A 19,869-nucleotide genomic window follows, 5' to 3' on the forward strand; every position below is an offset into this window, starting at 1 on the left:
GATGGAAAAAGTTCTTGTGATTGGAGCAGCCCGATCGGGTGTTGCCGTTAGTAAATTATTGAAGAAAAATGGATATGAGGTCCTATTGACCGACGCAAAAGAAGTTCCTGAAAAAGAAGCATTGGAAGATTTGGGTATTCAAGTAATCGATGGTGGTCATCCCAATTGGCTATTGCATACGGATTATGCATTTGTGGTCAAAAATCCGGGCATTCCGTATCGTGTGCCTATCATCAAATATTTTGTCGATGAAAAGGTGCCGGTCTATACCGAAATTGAAGTGGCTTATCGTTTTGCCAAGCATTTTCATTATGGTGCGATCACCGGAACCGATGGCAAGACTACGGTCACTACGTTATTGTATGAAATGTTAAAGAAGGCAGGTCCTGCTTTGAGTGCTGGGAATATTGGGATTCCATTGAGTGAGCAAGTTTTGTTGCATGATGATCAAGATACACGCGTTGCTTTGGAACTCAGTAATTTCCAATTATTAGGAATCGATACGTTCTGTCCTTTTGTTTCTACGATTACCAATCTAGCTCCTGATCATTTGGATTATATGGATTCATTAGAAGATTATTACACATCAAAAATGCGAATCTACAAAAATACGACCAAAGATAATTATTTTATTCGCAATGTGGATGATCCAAACATCATGAAATATGCGCAACCTATTCCTTGCCAAGTCATTGATTTTTCTTTACAAAGAGAAGATGTCGATTTATATGTCAAAGATGGCCAAGCATGGTATCAGGATCTTTCTTTATTTCATGTGGCGGATCTGAAAATCGTAGGTGCATTTAATTGTGGCAATGCCATGATGGCAGCTTGTATGGCCTATTTGATGGGGGTATCAATCGATGATATTCAAGCTGTGATCCAAAACTTTAAAGGTGTGGAACATCGAATTGAATATGTCGATACCATTGATGGGGTACGTATTTATAATGATACCAAAGCGACAAACACACATAGTGCCTGTGCAGCTTTGAGTGCATTTAAAGAAAATGTGATCTTGTTATGTGGTGGTAAAGATAAACATATTTCTTTTGATGATCTGAAACAATACGATGATAAGATCAAGCATTGTTTCTCTTTTGGTCAAACTAAAGATCAATTTAAAGATATTTTCACGCATCAAACATCGGTAGAAACGATGCAAACAGCTTTTGCGGAAGCATGTAAGATTGCAAAACCAGGCGACACGATTTTATTGAGCCCGGCTTGCTCAAGTTTTGATCAATTCAAAAATTATGAAGTGCGTGGTGAAATTTTCAAAAATATGGTTCATGCCTACGCAAAAACAAGGAGATAATTTATGACCTTTCTATTTGATCTTATCAAGACAATTTGTTTGGGTATCATTCAAGGTATTACAGAATGGTTGCCAATTAGTAGTACCGGCCACTTATTGATTTTCAATAGTATTTGGCCGATGTTACCAGCTGAATTCTTTGATGTATTTAAAGTTGTCATTCAGTTTGGTTCCATTTTAGCTGTATTGTATTTATTTCATCATCGTCTGAATCCTTGGGATAAATCAAAAAGTGAAAAAGAAAAGGTCCGGACCTATAATTTATGGATCAAAGTAATCGTGGGTGTCATTCCTGCTGCCGTGATTGGCTTGTTGTTGAATGACATCATCGACCAATATTTATCACAGAACTTTGTGATTGCAGTCACCTTGATTGCGTATGGTATCATTTTTATCATTGTGGAGCAACATCCGAAAAAACCAACGATCAAAAGTATCTATCGTATGGATTATAAAACCGCTTTAGAAATTGGTTTCTTCCAATGTCTTGCATTGATTCCAGGAACATCTCGTTCTGGGGCTACCATTTTGGGTGGTTTATTGCTGGGTTGTTCACGTACCTTGGCAAGTGAATATTCGTTCTTTATAGCGATTCCAACCATGTTTGGTGCTTCCTTATTAAAAGTTGTTAAATACTTGACACATACGGGCATGTTTACACTATCTCAATTGGTTTTATTACTAGTAGGAACCGGTGTGAGTTATGTTGTCAGCTTATTTGCGATTCGTGCTTTATTAAATTATGTAAAGAACCATGATTTCAAAGTATTTGGTTGGTATCGCATCGTTTTAGGTTGCTTTATTATCCTATTCTTCTATATCTTATAAAAAACGATGCAGATTGAATCTGCATCATTTTTTTGAAATCGTGAAGCCAATTTTCTTATATACTTTACGAATTTTTTTATTGGCAATGTAATTGGCTTTTTCAGCCCCTTGTGCGAGGATCTCATCAATTTGTCCGCTCGATATAATTTCTTTATATTTCGTTTGTAGATCCGTCAAGAAATCAAAAACAGTTTGACCAATTTCTTTCTTTAATTCACCATATCCTTTTCCTTGGAAACGACTAACGATGCTATCAATGGATTCATTGGTCAGACAAGATTGAATCGTCAATAAGTTGGCAAGTCCTGGTTGATTTTCAGGATCGTATTGAATGATACCTAGGGAATCGGTCACAGCGGACATGATTTTTTTGCGAGCAGCAGCAGGATCATCTAATAATTCAATGGTTCCTTTGCCATTTCCTTCGGATTTTGACATTTTTTTCGTTGGATCTTGCAAAGAATAAATTTTTTGACCAACTTCTGTCATCAATGGTTCTGGCAAAACAAAGGTATCACTGTATCGATGATTAAATCGTTCGGCTAGATTTCGTGTCAATTCCACATGTTGTTTTTGATCGATACCAACCGGTACATAATCGGCATCATACAACAGAATATCGGCAGCCATCAAACAAGGATAGGTAAATAGACCAGCGGTGATCCCGGTTTCACCATTGGCTGTCTTGCTTTTGTATTGTGTCATTCGTTGCAATTCGCCCATATAGGACATACACGCCATGACCCATCCCAATTGGGCATGTGCTGGCACATCGGTCTGAAGGAAAATCGTTGCCTTTGCCGGATCCAAACCAGCCGCTAAATAGAGGGCGAGCAGATCTTTTGTGTTCTGTCGTAATTCTTTTGCTTCGATGGGAATCGTTATGGCATGTTCATTGGCAATGAAAATGAACATTTCATATTCATCTTGCAGCTGTACAAATTGCCGGATCGCACCAATATAATTACCGAGTGTCATGCGGCCTGTCGGTTTTACAGCACTTAATACACGTTTCATATTTTATCATCTCCAATGATTCTATTTTACTGATTATAGAAGGACTTGACAAGGTTGATATAATGAAAAGAAGAAAAGGCAAGGAGGAATTCTATGGTCATTATTTATACTTCACCTGGATGTGCAAGTTGTCGGAAAGCAAAACAATGGTTAAAAGAGAATCAAATTGAATTTGTAGAAAAAAATATCTTTACGACTTTATTGAATAAAGATGAAATCAAATATATTTTATCAAGAAGTGAAAATGGGACAGAGGATATCATATCGGTTCGTTCCAAGGCCTATAAGGCACTGGATAAAAATATTGATGAATATTCTACGAATGAATTGGTTGATCTCATTCAAAAAAATCCATCGATCTTACGTCGGCCCATCATGATCAGCAAACAAAGCTTCGTTGTTGGTTATGACGATGATGAGATCACAACCATGATGACTCCATCTATGCGTTCGAAATTTGATGAAGTTTGTGAAAGCTCATGCAATGAATCTTGTCCCAATTATCCATTGTGTGGATCGGTTCGCGAACCAGGTCAATTGGTCTTATCAGCCGAAGAAAAAGTACAAGCCGAAGTTTAGGGCTTGTACTTTTTTTATAGAATGTGATCCCAATAATATTGGGATTGTTTTCGTAATTCTTTATCAAAGATTTGATAACCAATTTTTTCGGGAAGTGTTTTTTTATCGCTGAAAAGATTGGTACCAAATCCTAATCGATCGCCTTCGATTTGTACACCCATAGCACTTAATACCGTAGGGAAAAAATCAAAGGATGTAAATTTCCGATTTTTATTTTGTTTTGGAGTATTTTTCGCATGGATGATCGTATTCCATGTTGTCCGATCATAGGATGCATCATAGGTATGAGAAATATATTCTTCAGCCATGCTTGTATGATCTCCACAAATCACGATGGTCGTATCTTTATAGAAGGGTTGTGCTTGGATCCATTGGATAAATTCACCCAGTTTTCGATCGGATTCATGAATGATATTGGATAAACGTTCTGGGTATTGTTCTTGATAATGACGATCTTTATACCCTTTGGGATGATGGGTATCCACGGTCAACATAGAAAAATGAAAAGGCTGATCTTGACTGGCCATTTTAGTGATTTCTTGTTTGGCATATGCGAATAATTTTTCATCTTCAAATCCCCAGAATACGGGGTAATTATCGGGCAGTTGATCTTTTACAGTATTGTAATCAAAAATTTTTACAGGACCATGCGTATCAAAATAAAATTTACGACCACCAAACGCAGCTTGCGAACCAATACAAAATTCTTGTTGATAGCCTTTTTCATGAAGTATATCTTGTAAGGTTTTGGCTTTTTCTAAGAAGGAAATCCCTTCTTTAAAACGATGACTGGTCAAGGGTACGGTCAAACCAACGCCTGAAGTTTGGGCAACAATTCCTCCAGTTGTCCATCCTGTACCTGCCAAAACATGGGCACCACCTAATTTATCTTGATGGGAAAAATTGATATATTTTTTTGCCAAATGAGACAAATTGGGAAGTAGATCTTCTGTATAATTGCCACCATTTTCTTTGGATGTATAAGTCGTTTCTAAGGATTCGACAAAAATATAGATTAGATTTTGTTTGTGTTCGGGAAACGTTAATTTTACGCTATTTGTATCCACAAAATAGGTATCGTATATATCGGTTTTTCGAAATTGATTGATGATCCATTCAAACATACCCACAGTATGAGCTGCCCAAATAAGGGATCCTGCACAAATGATCGATGTGAAAATATATTTGTGAGGGAAAACCAAAATTTGGATGAGATAAATAAGAATGGTCATACCGAGAGCTTTGATACCACATTTTTTTGCCCAGTCGGCAATAAATTCGGTATTTGTACCTTCAAGAGGGACTTTTAAATGAAAAATGATTTGTTCAAAACAAGATAAACCAAAATAAGAAAAGGCCCATTTTGCGGATACAAATAAGTTTAAACAAATCAATAGGGGAATAAAGGTTGAAATCATACGTGTTAGTATAGCACAAAATTTTGAATAAAAAAAATGAAAACTTTCCTCATGCGTTTGAAAACTTTTTCTATGATACTTAAGTTTCTATGTTATAATGAGAAAGCGAAAAGGCTTACAAAGGAGGAAAAAATGACAAAAAAGTATACATACTTGTTCCGTGAAGGAAATGAGCACATGCGTGAGCTGCTTGGTGGAAAAGGTGCCAACCTTGCGGAAATGAGTAATTTAGGCATGCCAGTACCTTATGGATTTACAATTACAACGGAAGCATGTACCCAATATTATCAAGATAATGAATGCATTAATGATGAAATTAAAGCCCAGATCTTCGAATATTTAGATAAGTTAGAAGCACAATCGGGTAAAAAATTAGGAGATACAAACAATCCTTTATTGGTCAGTGTTCGTTCTGGTGCACGAGCTAGTATGCCAGGTATGATGGATACGATCTTAAACTTAGGTATGAATGATACGGTCGTTGAAACCGTTGCAAAACTTACCGATAATCCTCGTTTTGCTTATGATTCGTATCGTCGATTTGTACAAATGTATTCAGATGTCGTCATGGGTCTTAATAAGTCTCGTTTTGAAAAGATCATTGATGATGTAAAAGCAACACGTGGAATTGAAAGCGATTTGGATCTAACGGCTGATGATATGAAAGAATTGGTGGTTCGTTTTAAACAATTCTATAATGAACAATTACATACGGATTTCCCACAAGATCCCAAAGAACAATTGATGGGAGCTATCGAAGCGGTTTTCCGCTCTTGGAACAATGAACGAGCTATCTATTATCGTCGAATGAATAATATTCCTTCAAGTTGGGGAACTGCCGTCAACGTACAAATGATGGTATTTGGAAATATGGGTAACGATTGTGGTACCGGCGTTGCGTTTACCCGCAATCCAAGCACCGGCGAAAAGAAATTGTATGGCGAATTCTTGATGAATGCGCAAGGTGAAGATGTCGTTGCTGGTATTCGTACGCCACAAACCATTGATCATTTAAAAGAAGTGGCACCACAAGCTTACGATAAATTCTTGGAAATTTGTGATACGCTTGAAAAACATTATCGCAACATGCAAGATATGGAATTTACCATTGAAAAAGGTCAATTATTCATGTTGCAGACACGAAATGGTAAACGTACAGCACAAGCTGCCTTGAAGATTGCGACGGATATGGTAGATGAAGGTGCAATCACAACGGATGAAGCATTGATGATGGTGGAACCACAACAATTGGATTCTTTATTGCATCCTATGTTTGATCCGGATGCATTGAAAGCTGCAACACCAATCACAACTGGTTTACCAGCTAGTCCAGGTGCTGGTTCAGGTGAAATTGTCTTCAGTGCAGAAGAAGCCATTCAGGCCAAAGAAGAAGGCCGTAAAGTGATTTTGGTTCGTTTGGAAACGAGTCCAGAAGATATTGAAGGTATGAGTGCTTCCGAAGCCATCTTGACGGTTCGTGGTGGTATGACCAGTCATGCAGCGGTTGTAGCTCGTGGTATGGGTGCTTGTTGCGTTGCTGGATGTAGCGCGATCGAAATGCATGAAGAAGAAGGCTATTTTGTTGTAAATGGTCAACGTTTCAATCGTGGTGATGTTATTTCGGTGGATGGTTCGACAGGAAATGTATATGGTCAAGCCATTAAGAGCGTTCCGGCTGCTATCACCGGTGATTTTGAACGTTTCATGGAATGGGCAGATCAGAGACGTACACTGCAAGTTCGTACCAATGCAGATACACCTCGTGATGCGAAACAAGCTTATGAATTTGGTGCTCAAGGTATTGGTTTGACTCGTACGGAACATATGTTCTTTGAAGGTGATCGAATCAAAGCCATGCGCGAAATGATCGTTTCAAAGACAACGGAACAACGTCGTGCTGCATTAGCGAAGATCGAACCAATGCAAAGAAAAGACTTCGAAGGTTTATATGAAGCGATGCAAGGACAACCGGTAACGATTCGTTATTTGGATCCACCTCTACATGAATTCTTGCCAAAAACCGATGAAGAAATTGCCGAATTGGCGGATGAAATGAAAATGCCAAAAGAAGAATTGGATGCTGTTATTGCGAATCTCCATGAATTTAACCCAATGCTAGGTCATCGTGGTGTTCGTTTGGCAATCACATTCCCTGAAATTGCCGAAATGCAAACTTTAGCTGTTATTACTGCAGCCATCAATGTACAAAATCGACATCCAGAATGGAACATTGAACCGGAAATCATGATTCCATTGGTTGGTTCTGTCCACGAATTGAAATTTGTGAAGAACATTGTTTCGAAAACAGCAGATAAATTGATCAAGGATTCCAATGTGGACATGAAATATCATGTTGGAACAATGATCGAAATTCCACGTGCGGCTTTATTGGCAGATGAAATTGCACAAGAAGCTGAATTCTTCTCCTTTGGTACGAATGATTTGACCCAAATGACATTTGGATTCTCACGTGATGATGCGGGATCCTTCTTGTCGGATTACTATGATGATAACATCTTTGATTCTGATCCATTTGCACACTTGGATACAAAAGGTGTTGGTAAATTGATCCAAATTGCAGCACAAGGTGGACGTAAGACTCGTCCAGATATCAAATTAGGTATTTGTGGAGAACATGGTGGTGATCCAGCTTCTATTGATTTCTGTCAACAAGTTGGTTTAAATTATGTTTCTTGTTCGCCATATCGTGTGCCAATTGCCCGATTAGCTGCGGCACAAGCTGCCATTAAATTTGGAAAGTAGCGTATATAAAGACTGTTGAATGAAAAAATCAACAGTCTTTTTTATTACTATGTATAGATTTGAACAAACGTAGCAGAAGCTCTTTATTTATAGGCAATTGGTTTATGTGTCGTGAATGAACCCGTATTTTAAAGACAAGATACCCATATAGAATCCCTTCATTTGATCAAAATAAATGGAAAATGAAGATTTGGATCTTTTTGTAAAAATATATTCAAGTATTGACTTAAAGTTTACTTTAAGGAGTATAGTGAAGTCGTAAGGATCCAATATCGAATGAAAGAAAAAAAACATACGATCCGGTAGAATCGATGAAGATCGGTGTCCTGTTTTGCGATGTGAAACAGGAAGAATGATTAAAGGAGGAAAAACATGCAGAATTTTGACTATTGTACCCCTACAAGACTCCTATTTGGACAGGGAGTTGTGGAAAAGCTGCCTGAAGTCATGAGTCGTTATGGGAAAAAGATTCTTCTAACCTATGGAGGGGGAAGTATTAAAAAAATGGGACTATATGATATGGTAAAGGAACTTCTTAAAGAGTTTACAATCGTAGAACTTTCCGGAATTCAGCCAAATCCTAAGTATGACCCGAGTGTTCTTGAAGGCGTAAAGCTTTGTAAGGAAAATGATATTGATGTCATTCTGTCCGTTGGTGGAGGAAGTGTACTTGACTGTTCCAAGGCAATTGCAGCCGGCGCAAAATATGACGGCGATCCCTGGGATTTGATTTCCTACAAGGTGAAGGCCCAAGCCGCCCTACCGATTGTTGACATCATTACTCTAGCTGCAACCGGAAGTGAGTATGATTGTGGTGGCGTTATTTCAAGAACAGCAACCAACGATAAAATTGGATATGTAGATCCACTTCTTTATCCTGTTGTTTCATTCCTTGATCCTACCTACACATTTACCGTTTCTGCAAAGCAGACAGCTGCCGGATGTGCTGATGCGATGAATCACATCATGGAACAGTATTTCTGTGAGGATTCAACAATTCTGAATGACGGCTTCATGGAAGCTGGATTAAAGAGTCTAATGGTAAATGCTACGAAGTGTATCGAAGATCCTGAGGATTATACAGCTAGAGCTGAGATGATGTTGACCTGTACCTATGGATGCAATGGCATTTATTCTTTAGGAAATAGTCCAACCGGATGGCCTTTGCATGGTATGGAGCATGCTCTTTCTGCCTACTATGACATTACGCATGGTGTAGGATTGGCCATTATTACACCAAGATGGATGAAGCATGTTTTGAGTGAAAAGACCGTCGATCGATTTGTGAAATATGGTGTTCATGTATTTGGAATTGATTCCCATCAGGATCCATTTACGATTGCAAATCAAGCCATTGAAGCGACATACAAGTTCTTTGAATCTATCCATATTCCTATGCATTTAAAAGAAGTAGGAATTGATGAGAGCCGCATTGATGAGATGGCAAAGCATGTAGCTGATAATGAAGGTCTTGAGAATGCATGGGTACCCCTTTTACGCCAAAATATTGCCGAAATTTTCAGAGCATCATTGTAGTAGGTGTTTATTATGACAAAAGTATTGATCATGAATGGAAGTCCACGGGTGGGTGGCAATACAAGTAGAGCTCTAAAGGAAATGATAGATATTTTTTCATCAGAAGGTGTAGACACAGAAGTCATTCCGATTGGAAACAAGGATATTAGAGGGTGCATTGCTTGTGGGTATTGCCACAAAGAGGGCAAATGCGTATTCGATGATATTGTCAATGAGCTAGCTTCGAAGTTTGAGAAAGCAGATGGACTCGTCATTGGATCCCCGGTTTACTTTGCTTCTGCGAATGCAACTCTGATTGCCTGTCTGGATCGATTGTTTTACAGTACCGATTTTGACAAAACGATGAAAGTTGGCGCAAGCGTAGTTGTAGCCAGACGAGGTGGAGCATCTGCAACCTTTGATGAATTAAATAAGTATTTTACCATAAGTGGCATGCCTGTTGCATCCAGCCAGTATTGGAATGGTGTTCATGGCAGAGAAAAAGGGGAGGCGGACCAAGATCTTGAAGGTCTGCAAACCATGCGTACTCTGGCAAGGAATATGACTTTTCTTATGAAGAGCATTGCACTTGGAAAAGAGAAATACGGCTTGCCAAAGAAGGAAGAATGGCAACCTACGCATTTCATTCGATAATGGGAGGATATCAAAAATGAGTAGAATAAATTTTGGGGCAAAACCCCTTATGTACCCACAACCTGTGTTGATCATTGGAACCTATGATGAGAACGGCGTTCCGAATGCCATGAATGCGGCCTGGGGAATGACAACGGACTTTAAGGAAATTACCATCAGTCTTTCGGATCATAAGACAACGGATAATTTGAAGGTAAAAAAAGCGTTTACGGTAAGCATGGCAACGGAAGATCATGTTGCGTCTTGTGATTATGTGGGTATAGAATCAGCAAGAAAAGTGCCAAACAAGTTTTCCAAAGCTGGTTTTCATGCAACAAAGAGCGAATTTGTGGATGCCCCTTTGATTGATGAGCTTCCACTTGCGATGGAGTGCAGAGTGAAATGTTTTTCCGATGGTATCTTGGTTGGCGAAATTGTAAATGTATCTGCAGATGAAAACATAGTTACCAATGGAACTGTAGACATAAAAAAATTAAAACCGATTAGCTTTGATCCTTTTGAAAATGCCTATTTTGGGATTGGGGCAAAGGTAGGAAATGCTTTTAAAGATGGGGTGTCATTAAAATAAAAAACAGTAGGAAACTTTAAAAGTAAATCCATATATAGGGCTTCAATTGAAGTCCTATTTTTTGCATGTTAAAATGCATAGTAGGTGATAAATATGATATATGATTTTGATAAGATCATTGACCGTAAATATACGGACTCGATAAAATGGGATCTCAAAAATGCGAAAGCACCGATGTGGGTAGCCGATATGGATTTTCAAGTGGCTCCAGCCATCCAACAAGCCATTTCCAATCGTCTATATCCGCAGGTGTATGGGTATACATTGATTCCTCCTGCTTTTTATACATCCATTCAGAAATGGTGGTTAGAACGACATGGCATCCAATTTGAAAGAGAAATGATGCAGTATGTCACCGGTGTATTGCCTGCATTGAATGTGATGATTCAACGCTTTACCCAACCTGGTGATCATATTGTGATCATGACACCGGGTTATCATATGTTCCGACATATCATTGAAAATATGGGTCGTGTTTGTATTGAAAATCCTTTATTGTATGTTAATGGATCTTATATCATTGACTTCAATGAACTCGATCATCAACTTGGAAATGCCAAAACCTCAATGATGATCGTATGTAATCCACACAATCCCACAGGAAATCTTTGGGATCGACTGGATCTGGAACATATTGGCAATGTATGTCAAAAACATCATGTCTTAGTCGTCAGTGATGAAATTCATTGTGATATCGTCCAACCTGGATATTCGTATGTGCCGTATGCGAAAGCCAGTGAAATCTGTTGGAACAATAGCATTACTTTGGTATCTTGTACCAAGGCTTTCAATGTAGCGGGTTTATCCAGTGCTTGTGTGATCATTCCCAATCCAGCTTTATGTAAACAAGCAAAGATTGCTTTAGAACAAGCATTGATTACCAGCAATGGATTTTTCAATGCACAAGTATCGATTGCCGCTTTTGGGAATAGTGGCGATTGGCTCGATGCCATGAATGCGTATGTGGCCGAAAATAAAAAGATTGTCACGGAATTTATTCGTGAATCGATTACTGAATTGCGGGTCGTTGAGAGTTTATCGACCTATCTGATGTGGATCGATTGTTCGCAAATGGTAGAAAAGACCGACGGAATTTGTAAATTGTTACTCGAAAAAGAGGGACTCTACGTATCGAAAGGATCAGATTTTGGTAAGAATGGACAAGCTTTTTTCCGTATGAATGTAGCTTTGCCTCGCCAGCAATTATTAGAGAATTTATTGTCGTTGCGTTCGGGCTTACATACACGGACAATGCGTCGTTATATAGAGGAGTATGAACGATAGTATGGCAAAAAAGAAAGTACAAAAAACGAATGCGATGCGGTATTTGGATCGTTGTAAAGTCGATTATGAAGTACATACCTATGAACACAAAGAGTCCGATCCTGTAGATGGGATCCATGTTTGTCAAATGTTAGGACAAGATCCAAAGAATGTATTTAAAACTTTGGTGACACAAGCCAACACAAAAGAATTTGTTGTATTTATGCTTCCCGTTGCTGAAGAATTGGATCTAAAAAAATGCGCAAAAGTAGCGGGTGTCAAGCATGTGGAAATGATCCATGTGAAAGATATCAATAAGATCACGGGATATATTCGTGGTGGTTGTTCGCCCTTGGGCATGAAAAAACAATTCCGTACCTTTATTGATGAGACGGCCTTCCAACAAGAACATATTTACTTTAGTGGCGGTAAGATTGGAACCCAGATCGAAATGGATCCAAACGATCTAATGAAAGTGATTCCTATACAAGCCGCGGATTTGACTGTTACTAAATAATTGTACGAAATAAAAATGACTACATCTTTTGATGTAGTCAAATTTTTTTATTCAGCGGATTGGAACAAGATGTCATTATAATCAGGCAGTGGCCAAGCTTTCTTTGGCATCGTTGCTTCAATGATATCGGTCGAAGCACGAACTGCATTCATCAATGGCAATAACTCATCAGCGGCAAAGCGACTGGCTTGATGCGGATCTGTAAAATCTTTTTGATTCATGATTTCTAGCTCATTGAGTTGTTGATCTAGAGTTTCAAGCGGTTCATTGATCTGATTCAACATTTTCGCTTCAAGCGAGGAAGGGATACCTGCTGCTTTTTTGGTTTGTATGATGGTTGCTAATTGAGCCTCATATTCAAATACAGCTGGTAAAATTTGCTTTCGTAACATATAAGCCATGGTTTTCGCTTCAATATGGATCAATTGATAATAATTCATCAATAAGATGGATTCGCGTGCCTGTAACTCATTTTTGGAGTATACATTATGCTTTTCAAATAAAGCGAGATTCTTTGGATCGGTATAGTGCGGGATCGCATCGGCTGCGGTCTTAAATTCTAACAAGCCACGACGTAGTGCTTCTTGTCGCCATTCTTCCGAATATCCATTGCCTGAATAAATGATTCGTTCATGTTCATTCAATGATTTACGAATCAAAGCAATGATATCTTCTGTTAAATGTTTTGGATCGCTCTTTTCCAATTCATCCGCAAACTGTGTGAACTCCTCGGCAACGATCGTATTTAAGATTGTATTTGGGCAGGAAATATTCAACTCGGAACCTAACATACGAAATTCGAATTTATTGCCCGTAAACGCAAACGGACTGGTTCGATTGCGATCGGTCGTATCTTTTGAAATTTGTGGTAAACAAGATACACCCAATTCCAACTTGGTGTTGATGTGATCGACATATTCTTTTCCCGAAGCAATGGCCTTTAAAATGGCTGTCAGTTCTTCTCCTAGATAAATCGAAATAATGGCTGGTGGAGCTTCATTCGCACCCAAACGATGATCATTACCTGCAGTGGCTACACTCAAACGTAAAAGATCTTGATATTCATCGACCCCTTTGATGATGGCTGCTAAGACTGTTAAGAAACGAATGTTATCTTCCGGTGAATCACCAGGTTCAAGAATGTTTTCGCCTTTATCATCAGAAATTGACCAATTATCATGTTTACCAGAACCATTGATACCATCAAAAGGTTTTTCATGAAGCAGACAAACCAAACCATGATGATGGGCAACCTTACGGAGAACTTCCATCATAAGTTGATTTTGATCGCTCGCATAATTTAAGGAACTATAGACCGGTGCTAATTCAAATTGGCAAGGAGCCACTTCCTTATGTTCCGTTTTGGCATAGACACCCAATTTCCACAATTCTTCATCGACTTCTTCCATGAAGGATTTCACACGTTGTGTGATATTTCCAAAATAATGATCATCCAATTCTTGTCCTTTTACAGGTGGACAACCAAATAAGGTTCGTCCTGTGATCATAAGATCCATGCGTTCTTTATACCATTTTTCATCGATCAAGAAATATTCTTGTTCCGGTCCAACGGTCACGTTAATTTTTTTGGTATTAAAACCCATGACATTAAATAAACGAACACTTGCTGCATTCAGGGCATCGATACTACGCAATAAACCTGTTTTCTTATCCAAACTAGAACCATCAAAAGAACAGAATAGGGTAGGGATATATAAAGTCTTATCTTTCACAAAGGCATAACTTGTGGGATCCCAAGCGGTATATCCACGGGCTTCAAAAGTGGCTCGTAATCCACCACTTGGAAAACTGGATGCATCGGGTTCTCCTTTGATCAATTCTTTTCCTTTAAATTCACTAATCACATTATTGGGTCCGGTCGGATTGATAAAGGCATCGTGCTTTTCTGCCGTAATGCCTGTCATAGGTTGGAACCAATGCGTAAAGTGGGTGGCTCCTTTTTGGGTAGCCCAGTCCTTCATAGCATTGGCCACAATATCGGCAATCGAAGCAGGGAGTTCCTTGCCATTTTCCATGACATCCATCATGGTCTTATAAACCGAATGTGGTAGATATTTTTGCATAGCTTCTGGTCCAAATACATCACAACCAAAATAATCATCAACGATTTTCATTTCGTAATCCTCCATCTGTTTATATTCTAACATGAAATTTGTCCTGAAAGAGCGAATGCGTTAAAATGTATCCATAAGGATGGGTTGATTATGTTTCATGTCCCGAAAGAATACCAAAAAAAAGCTAATTTTTATGAATATATTATTCTATTTGCAGCCATTATCGTTCTATTGGTCATATATATAGGATCAATAGGCCATTTTTTTGCTTGGATCCTATCGATTCTTTTTCCTTTTATTCTGGGTCTTGGACTTGCGTTTGTATTTAATATCATCACCAATGCTCTCTTAAATGTAGGAAATCGATTGTTTCATATGAAAGATACAAAAGTATCGCGTCGCATTTTAAACATTGTATCGATCTTATTATTTGTATTTATTATTTTAGCTTTTTTCTTTTCCATCGTTCCCCAAGTCGTCGGATCGATTGAAAATCTAATTGAAAATTTACCATCGACACTCCGGCATGTGAAAGCCACCGCTTTGCGTGTGACTTCTTTTAGTCCTGCTTTACAACGAATCATTGGTATGATCGATGTAGAATCTATCAATCAAAGCAATATTTGGAGTCATTTGGAAGCAGCTTCTTCATTTGTGTTTGGTGATAGCAAGATGGTCACACAAGTCAATAATCTGATTACGACCACCATTTCATGGATGACGACTTTCTTTTTGGCCTTTGTGTTTTCTATTTTTGTGCTATTCAATAAAAAACGCTTTATATCGGATGTTCGCTCCCTCTTTAAAGCGTATTTACCAAAAAACGCCTATGAAACAGGGAATCATATCTATCATGTATTTAAATATACGTTTGCTCGATATATTGGCGGCACCATATTAGAATGTTTGATCCTAGGTACATTGGTGACTGTTTTTAGTACTATTTTCCATTTGCCATATTCACTATTATGTGGATTTGTCGTTGCGATTGGTGCTTTGGTTCCTATGTTTGGTGCTTTGGTGGCTGCTATCTTATGTTCTTTATTCATCATGCTGCAAAGCCCGACCCAGGGAATATCTTTTTTGATTCTATTTATTGCTATCCAGCAAGTGGAAGGAAACTTTATTTATCCCAATGTGGTCGGTAAATCCGTGGGTATTCCATCAATGTATATCATTGTTGCGATCACGGTTGGTGCAAGTATTGGCGGGGTCTTAGGCATGGTCATCTTTATTCCATTGTTTTCATCGATCTATCGATTGTTACAAGAAAATGAAGCGAAACGATTATCTAAAAAAGACATATATTGACAGAAATAATGTCTATATATTCATTATGATATCCCTGAAAGAAGGGATAAAGATGTCTGAGAAACAACTTGCATTGCATTTACTCAATGCGGTTTGGAACGAAAATGAAAATGAGGTATTGTTTTGTATAAAACACGGGGGCGGATCCGAGCTGGGTCTTTAATGGATTTCCTATTTTGATCCATGCTATTTGTACCCAAAATCAAAAAATTATCGAAGTATTGATCGATGCGGGTGCAAAACAAACGCAAGAAGCCTTTGGCTTTGCGCTAGAACACGGATATGGATCTGTGATCCAGCCCCTCGCATATCGTGGGATCATTCCAAAACATTATCAGCCACAAAGAGGGTTTGGTGAATTTCCCCAACGATTTGCTTATTAGCGAGGTTGTATGAATCGAACGAGTTTATGTATAAAAATGTTATTGCTGCTCAAAGCACGAGGGAAGATGAATACCCAGCAATTAGCGGATGAATTAGAAACCAATCCACGGAACATTCGGGAATTCAAAAAAGAATTGATCACGGCTGGCTACAATATCAAAGAATACAAAGGACGCTATGGTGGATATCGCTTGGATGAAACCAATTTATTTCCTGTTTTGGCTTTGAGTCCGGCACAGAAACAAGCATTGATGGAAGCACGGGAATTTATGCATGCCCAAGGTTATGAAAAAGAATCCGAACTCAATGAAGCCATTGACAAGGTTTTGAATTCAACGTCTTCTGCCTTGCCGCCACAACGAATCTATATGGATGCGCCCAACCTTTCAATGACCGACAAAGAAAAAGATATGATGGAAACGATGCAGCAAGCTTTGAAACAAAAGCACTGTGTCCTTTTAACGTACCAAAGTCGCAATCAAGATCATGCCGACACTTTTTTGATGGATCCGTATGAAATCATTCATTATCATGATGCCTATTATGTTTTAGGCTATTCACACAAACGAAACGATTATCGTATCTATCGTATTTCCCAAGAACGTATGTTTGCGTGTGTGTTTCAAGAAAGAAAATTTTTACGTGATTCTCATTTTCATATTGAACAATATGTGGGAAAAAATTCATTGATCAAGGGTGAATTTGTTCGGGTATTTGTACGGGTAGACCCGGAAGTACAACCCCAATTTAGAGAATTGTATTGGGGCATGGATGTGAAAGAAAAAGACAATGTCTTTCAATTTTTAGTTGAAGATTTTTTCGTGGTTTATCGACAATTATTTTCCTTTGCCGATCAAGTTGAAATTATTGCTCCAGACCATGTCCGGCAAGCGTATCAAGCCCAATTACAATTGATTTTGCGAAAATATATAGTATGATGAGACAGGTGAATACAATGATACACGTAAACGATTTGATCCAAGCGCAACGTTGTCCAAAATTATGTTGGAATCATACATATATTTCTATGCCATATTTTAGTTTTTATCATATGGATGTTCCTTTTTCCACCTTATGGAAACAATATCTTCATGTGGAAGATCAACCATCTGGCCAACCAAATGATACCAACGAAAAGACATTGGACCGATTGAAACAAACCGATGTTCTGTTATATGCTCGATTTGAATATCGTGGATGCCGAACCAAGATTCCGGTATTGAAAAAAATGAAGAATGGGTATTTAGCAATCTATCCTCATTTGAGTGCCTATCCAAAAGAAAGTGAAGCTACGCTCATGAAGATCAATCAAATGATTGCGGCAAAGAGCGGTATTGCCATTACGGAACATAAGATCATCTATATCAATAAAGATTACATTCGAAAAGACGCACTCGATGTGCAAAGTTTGTTGTGTGAAAGTGATCAATTATTCAATCGCCGAAATAAACTCCATCATACCATTGCTGAGTGTATCGCAAATTGTGAAATTGATCTGGATCAATGGATCGATACGACCCAAGAATTACTTGATGTTTCAAGACCACCCCACTATGAACGAACCAAACAATGTACGGCTGGACGTCGATGTCTATTTTATTCCCATTGTTTTGATGAAAGTCATTTACCCGATGATTCGGTTTTGTTTTTAACGACATCACAATTTAAATTGGATGCTTACAAAGCCGATATTTGCCATATCAAAGATATGCCCATTGATCAAATAGAAGGGTATCGTCTACAATATGCCCAAGTCATGGCCAGTCGATATGGATACTTTTTGGATCGGATCGCGATGGAACATTGGCTCAAACAAATTCAATATCCCATTTCTTATTTGGATTTTGAATGGGATACCTTTGCGATTCCACCTTATGCGCGCATGAAACCATTTGATGTATTGTGTTTTCAATATAGCTTACATGTGGAAGACCAAACGGGAAAATTGGTTCATAAAGATTTTTTTGGTGCCAAAGATTGTCGACAAGCTTTTATTGAATCTTTGCTTGCATCGGTTCCCCAAACTGGCAGTATCTTGGTTTATAATATGGAAGGTGCAGAAAAGTTACGATTAAAACAACTAAGTGAACAATTTCCTGCTTATGCGGATCAATTGGATCAAATTTGTTCGCGCATGATCGATCTTTCCAAGCCATTTGAATTAGGTATTTTCTATGATAATCGAATGCGGGGACACTATTCTTTGAAAAATGTATTGCCTGTTTTTACCAAAGAATATTCATATACGCAATTGGATATCCAAAATGGGTTACATGCGGTCCAAGCCTACCGATCCTTTGATCAAGAAGATGCGGATGAACAAGAACAAATTCGTGAAAATATTCGAACGTATTGTTCGATGGATACTTTTGCGGAATATATTGTATATCATGGACTGATCCATTTAGTGAAGGAGGAATAAACATGCCAAATATTTATACGCATGTCATCTTTGCACAAGAACTCGCAAACACAACCATGACGTCGAAACAGAAAGCTCTCTTAGAAAATCGTTCTCAATTGTATGAAATCGGTGCGAATGGGCCGGATTATTTATATTTTCATGGTACCACGCCAAAAAAAGTACAAGAAAAAAGTCATGTGCGTACCTTAGGAAAATATTGCCATCGACGCGGTATCAATGATTTTTATCATCAAGCATTGGATGTGATTCGAAACGAACAAGAAGAGGATGTGTATCAAGATGAAATTGCTTATATGATGGGACATTTGACACATTGGGCATTGGATTCAACAACACATCCATATATTTTCTGGCGCACCGGAAGTGGCGATTCAGCCAGTCAATTCCGTCATCATCGAATGGAGTCTTTGTTGGATGCCATTGTTCTAAAAATAAAGAAAGAGAAGACCATCAAAGATTATCCGGTTTATAAAGTGTGTGAAGTCGATATTGATGATGTACGTGCTATAGCACGTATTTATGTCAATTGTGCAAAGAAGGTATATGGGGTACAAGTCAAACCTCATGAAATCTTACAGGCGCTCAATGAATGGGCACAAATTCAAAAATTATTATATGATCGAAAAGGTAAGAAGTTAAAAGCATTTCAAGCCATCGAAGAAACCATCAAACAATCTGGTTTGGTTTCTGGTATGATCGTACCGAATGAGGCCGATGATCCTTGTGATGTATGTAATTTATTACATAAAGAATGGACCCATCCATGTGATGCCGATAAAGTATCGACCGATAGCTTTTTGGATCTTTATGATCATGCCTTGCAAAGAGCACAAAAGGCCGTTGATCTTTTTGTAGAAGCTATCGAGGATTCAACCAAAGAAGAAGCTTTTTTGTCGTATTTGAATAATCGAAATTATACAAAAGGATTGTCCGATAATCCACCTATGGTTTATTTTGATCCGGATTGCGAGATCAATGGGGAAAGGATGTTAAAGGAGCAGAAGTAATTTTCTGCTTTTTTAATACTTCGTGACGAATGAATGAATTTTTTGTATAATATTTTCAGTCTTATGAAAATGGATGGGTGATAAAAATGTATAAGATTCTAAAAAAAGAGGTGTTGAATCCTACCGTTACCAAATTGGTCGTGGAAGCACCTTTTGTTGCGAAACACGCAAAAGCTGGACAATTCATCATTTTGCGTGTTGACAAAGATAGCGAACGTATTCCGTTT

17 protein-coding genes and 1 pseudogene are annotated in these 19,869 nt (G+C 38.3%); 15 read left to right on the forward strand and 3 right to left on the reverse strand.

What is annotated here, in order from left to right:
* Position 1: 1 nt before the first annotated feature.
* Both murD and SOS22_RS00875 read left to right on the forward strand, forming a co-directional pair.
* Positions 2–1,318 (forward strand): UDP-N-acetylmuramoyl-L-alanine--D-glutamate ligase, encoded by a 1,317-nt coding sequence (gene murD, locus SOS22_RS00870; protein WP_320325624.1) that lies wholly within the window; start codon positions 2–4, stop codon positions 1,316–1,318.
* 3 nt (positions 1,319–1,321) lie between these two features.
* Entirely contained in the window at positions 1,322–2,146 is an 825-nt protein-coding gene (locus SOS22_RS00875; protein ID WP_320596029.1) for an undecaprenyl-diphosphate phosphatase, read from the forward strand.
* A gap of 24 nt (positions 2,147–2,170) precedes the next feature.
* On the opposite strand, the gene trpS is transcribed toward SOS22_RS00875, so the two are convergent.
* The gene (gene trpS, locus SOS22_RS00880; protein ID WP_320596030.1) at positions 2,171–3,163 is read right to left on the reverse strand and encodes a tryptophan--tRNA ligase; all 993 of its coding nucleotides are present in this window, start codon (positions 3,161–3,163) and stop codon (positions 2,171–2,173) included.
* Positions 3,164–3,256: 93 nt separating this feature from the next.
* Between trpS and SOS22_RS00885 the strand changes: the two genes are divergently transcribed.
* Positions 3,257–3,742, forward strand: coding sequence for a Spx/MgsR family RNA polymerase-binding regulatory protein (locus SOS22_RS00885; RefSeq protein WP_320596031.1), 486 nt, complete (start codon positions 3,257–3,259; stop codon positions 3,740–3,742).
* 14 nt (positions 3,743–3,756) lie between these two features.
* On the opposite strand, the gene SOS22_RS00890 is transcribed toward SOS22_RS00885, so the two are convergent.
* Entirely contained in the window at positions 3,757–5,160 is a 1,404-nt protein-coding gene (locus SOS22_RS00890) for an LTA synthase family protein (protein ID WP_320596032.1), read from the reverse strand.
* 132 nt (positions 5,161–5,292) lie between these two features.
* Between SOS22_RS00890 and ppdK the strand changes: the two genes are divergently transcribed.
* The 6 genes from ppdK to ybaK all read left to right on the forward strand — a co-directional run bounded on the left by ppdK (position 5,293) and on the right by ybaK (position 12,440).
* On the forward strand, positions 5,293–7,923 hold the full coding sequence (ppdK, locus tag SOS22_RS00895; RefSeq protein WP_320326645.1) for a pyruvate, phosphate dikinase: 2,631 nt from the start codon (positions 5,293–5,295) through the stop codon (positions 7,921–7,923).
* Positions 7,924–8,295: 372 nt separating this feature from the next.
* Positions 8,296–9,459: an iron-containing alcohol dehydrogenase gene (locus SOS22_RS00900; protein WP_320596033.1), complete on the forward strand. Its 1,164-nt coding sequence runs from the start codon at positions 8,296–8,298 to the stop codon at positions 9,457–9,459.
* A 12-nt stretch (positions 9,460–9,471) separates the two neighbouring features.
* Positions 9,472–10,092 carry a flavodoxin family protein gene (locus SOS22_RS00905; RefSeq protein ID WP_320596034.1) on the forward strand — a complete coding sequence of 207 codons (621 nt, stop codon included), beginning with the start codon at positions 9,472–9,474 and terminating at the stop codon, positions 10,090–10,092.
* Positions 10,093–10,108: 16 nt separating this feature from the next.
* Complete coding sequence (locus SOS22_RS00910; protein ID WP_320596035.1) at positions 10,109–10,660, forward strand: flavin reductase family protein; 552 nt, start codon at positions 10,109–10,111, stop codon at positions 10,658–10,660.
* Positions 10,661–10,753: 93 nt separating this feature from the next.
* A complete protein-coding gene (locus SOS22_RS00915) occupies positions 10,754–11,944 on the forward strand; it encodes a PatB family C-S lyase (protein WP_320596036.1) in 1,191 nt (396 codons plus the stop codon).
* Position 11,945: 1 nt separating this feature from the next.
* The gene (gene ybaK / locus SOS22_RS00920) at positions 11,946–12,440 is read left to right on the forward strand and encodes a Cys-tRNA(Pro) deacylase (protein WP_320326640.1); all 495 of its coding nucleotides are present in this window, start codon (positions 11,946–11,948) and stop codon (positions 12,438–12,440) included.
* Between the two features lie 47 nt (positions 12,441–12,487).
* Here ybaK and SOS22_RS00925 read toward each other — a convergent pair whose 3' ends face one another.
* A complete protein-coding gene (locus SOS22_RS00925; protein WP_320596037.1) occupies positions 12,488–14,575 on the reverse strand; it encodes a glutamine synthetase III in 2,088 nt (695 codons plus the stop codon).
* 90 nt (positions 14,576–14,665) lie between these two features.
* Here SOS22_RS00925 and SOS22_RS00930 point away from each other — a divergent pair, with 90 nt between their 5' ends.
* The 6 genes and pseudogenes from SOS22_RS00930 to SOS22_RS00955 all read left to right on the forward strand — a co-directional run.
* Positions 14,666–15,826, forward strand: a complete 1,161-nt coding sequence (locus tag SOS22_RS00930; RefSeq protein WP_320596038.1) for an AI-2E family transporter — start codon at positions 14,666–14,668, stop codon at positions 15,824–15,826.
* Between the two features lie 176 nt (positions 15,827–16,002).
* Positions 16,003–16,209, forward strand: a complete 207-nt coding sequence (locus tag SOS22_RS00935; RefSeq protein WP_320596039.1) for a hypothetical protein — start codon at positions 16,003–16,005, stop codon at positions 16,207–16,209.
* 9 nt (positions 16,210–16,218) lie between these two features.
* Positions 16,219–17,148: a WYL domain-containing transcriptional regulator gene (locus tag SOS22_RS00940; RefSeq protein WP_320596040.1), complete on the forward strand. Its 930-nt coding sequence runs from the start codon at positions 16,219–16,221 to the stop codon at positions 17,146–17,148.
* A 17-nt stretch (positions 17,149–17,165) separates the two neighbouring features.
* Complete coding sequence (locus SOS22_RS00945) at positions 17,166–18,632, forward strand: DUF2779 domain-containing protein (protein ID WP_320326635.1); 1,467 nt, start codon at positions 17,166–17,168, stop codon at positions 18,630–18,632.
* 2 nt (positions 18,633–18,634) lie between these two features.
* Positions 18,635–19,642 carry a zinc dependent phospholipase C family protein gene (locus SOS22_RS00950; RefSeq protein ID WP_320596041.1) on the forward strand — a complete coding sequence of 336 codons (1,008 nt, stop codon included), beginning with the start codon at positions 18,635–18,637 and terminating at the stop codon, positions 19,640–19,642.
* 86 nt (positions 19,643–19,728) lie between these two features.
* Positions 19,729–19,869: pseudogene (locus SOS22_RS00955) on the forward strand (sulfide/dihydroorotate dehydrogenase-like FAD/NAD-binding protein); the annotation flags it as partial.

Origin of the sequence: Absicoccus sp. (genome assembly GCF_034090965.1) — a bacterium.
Taxonomy (GTDB): domain Bacteria; phylum Bacillota_I; class Bacilli_A; order Erysipelotrichales; family Erysipelotrichaceae; genus Absicoccus; species Absicoccus intestinalis.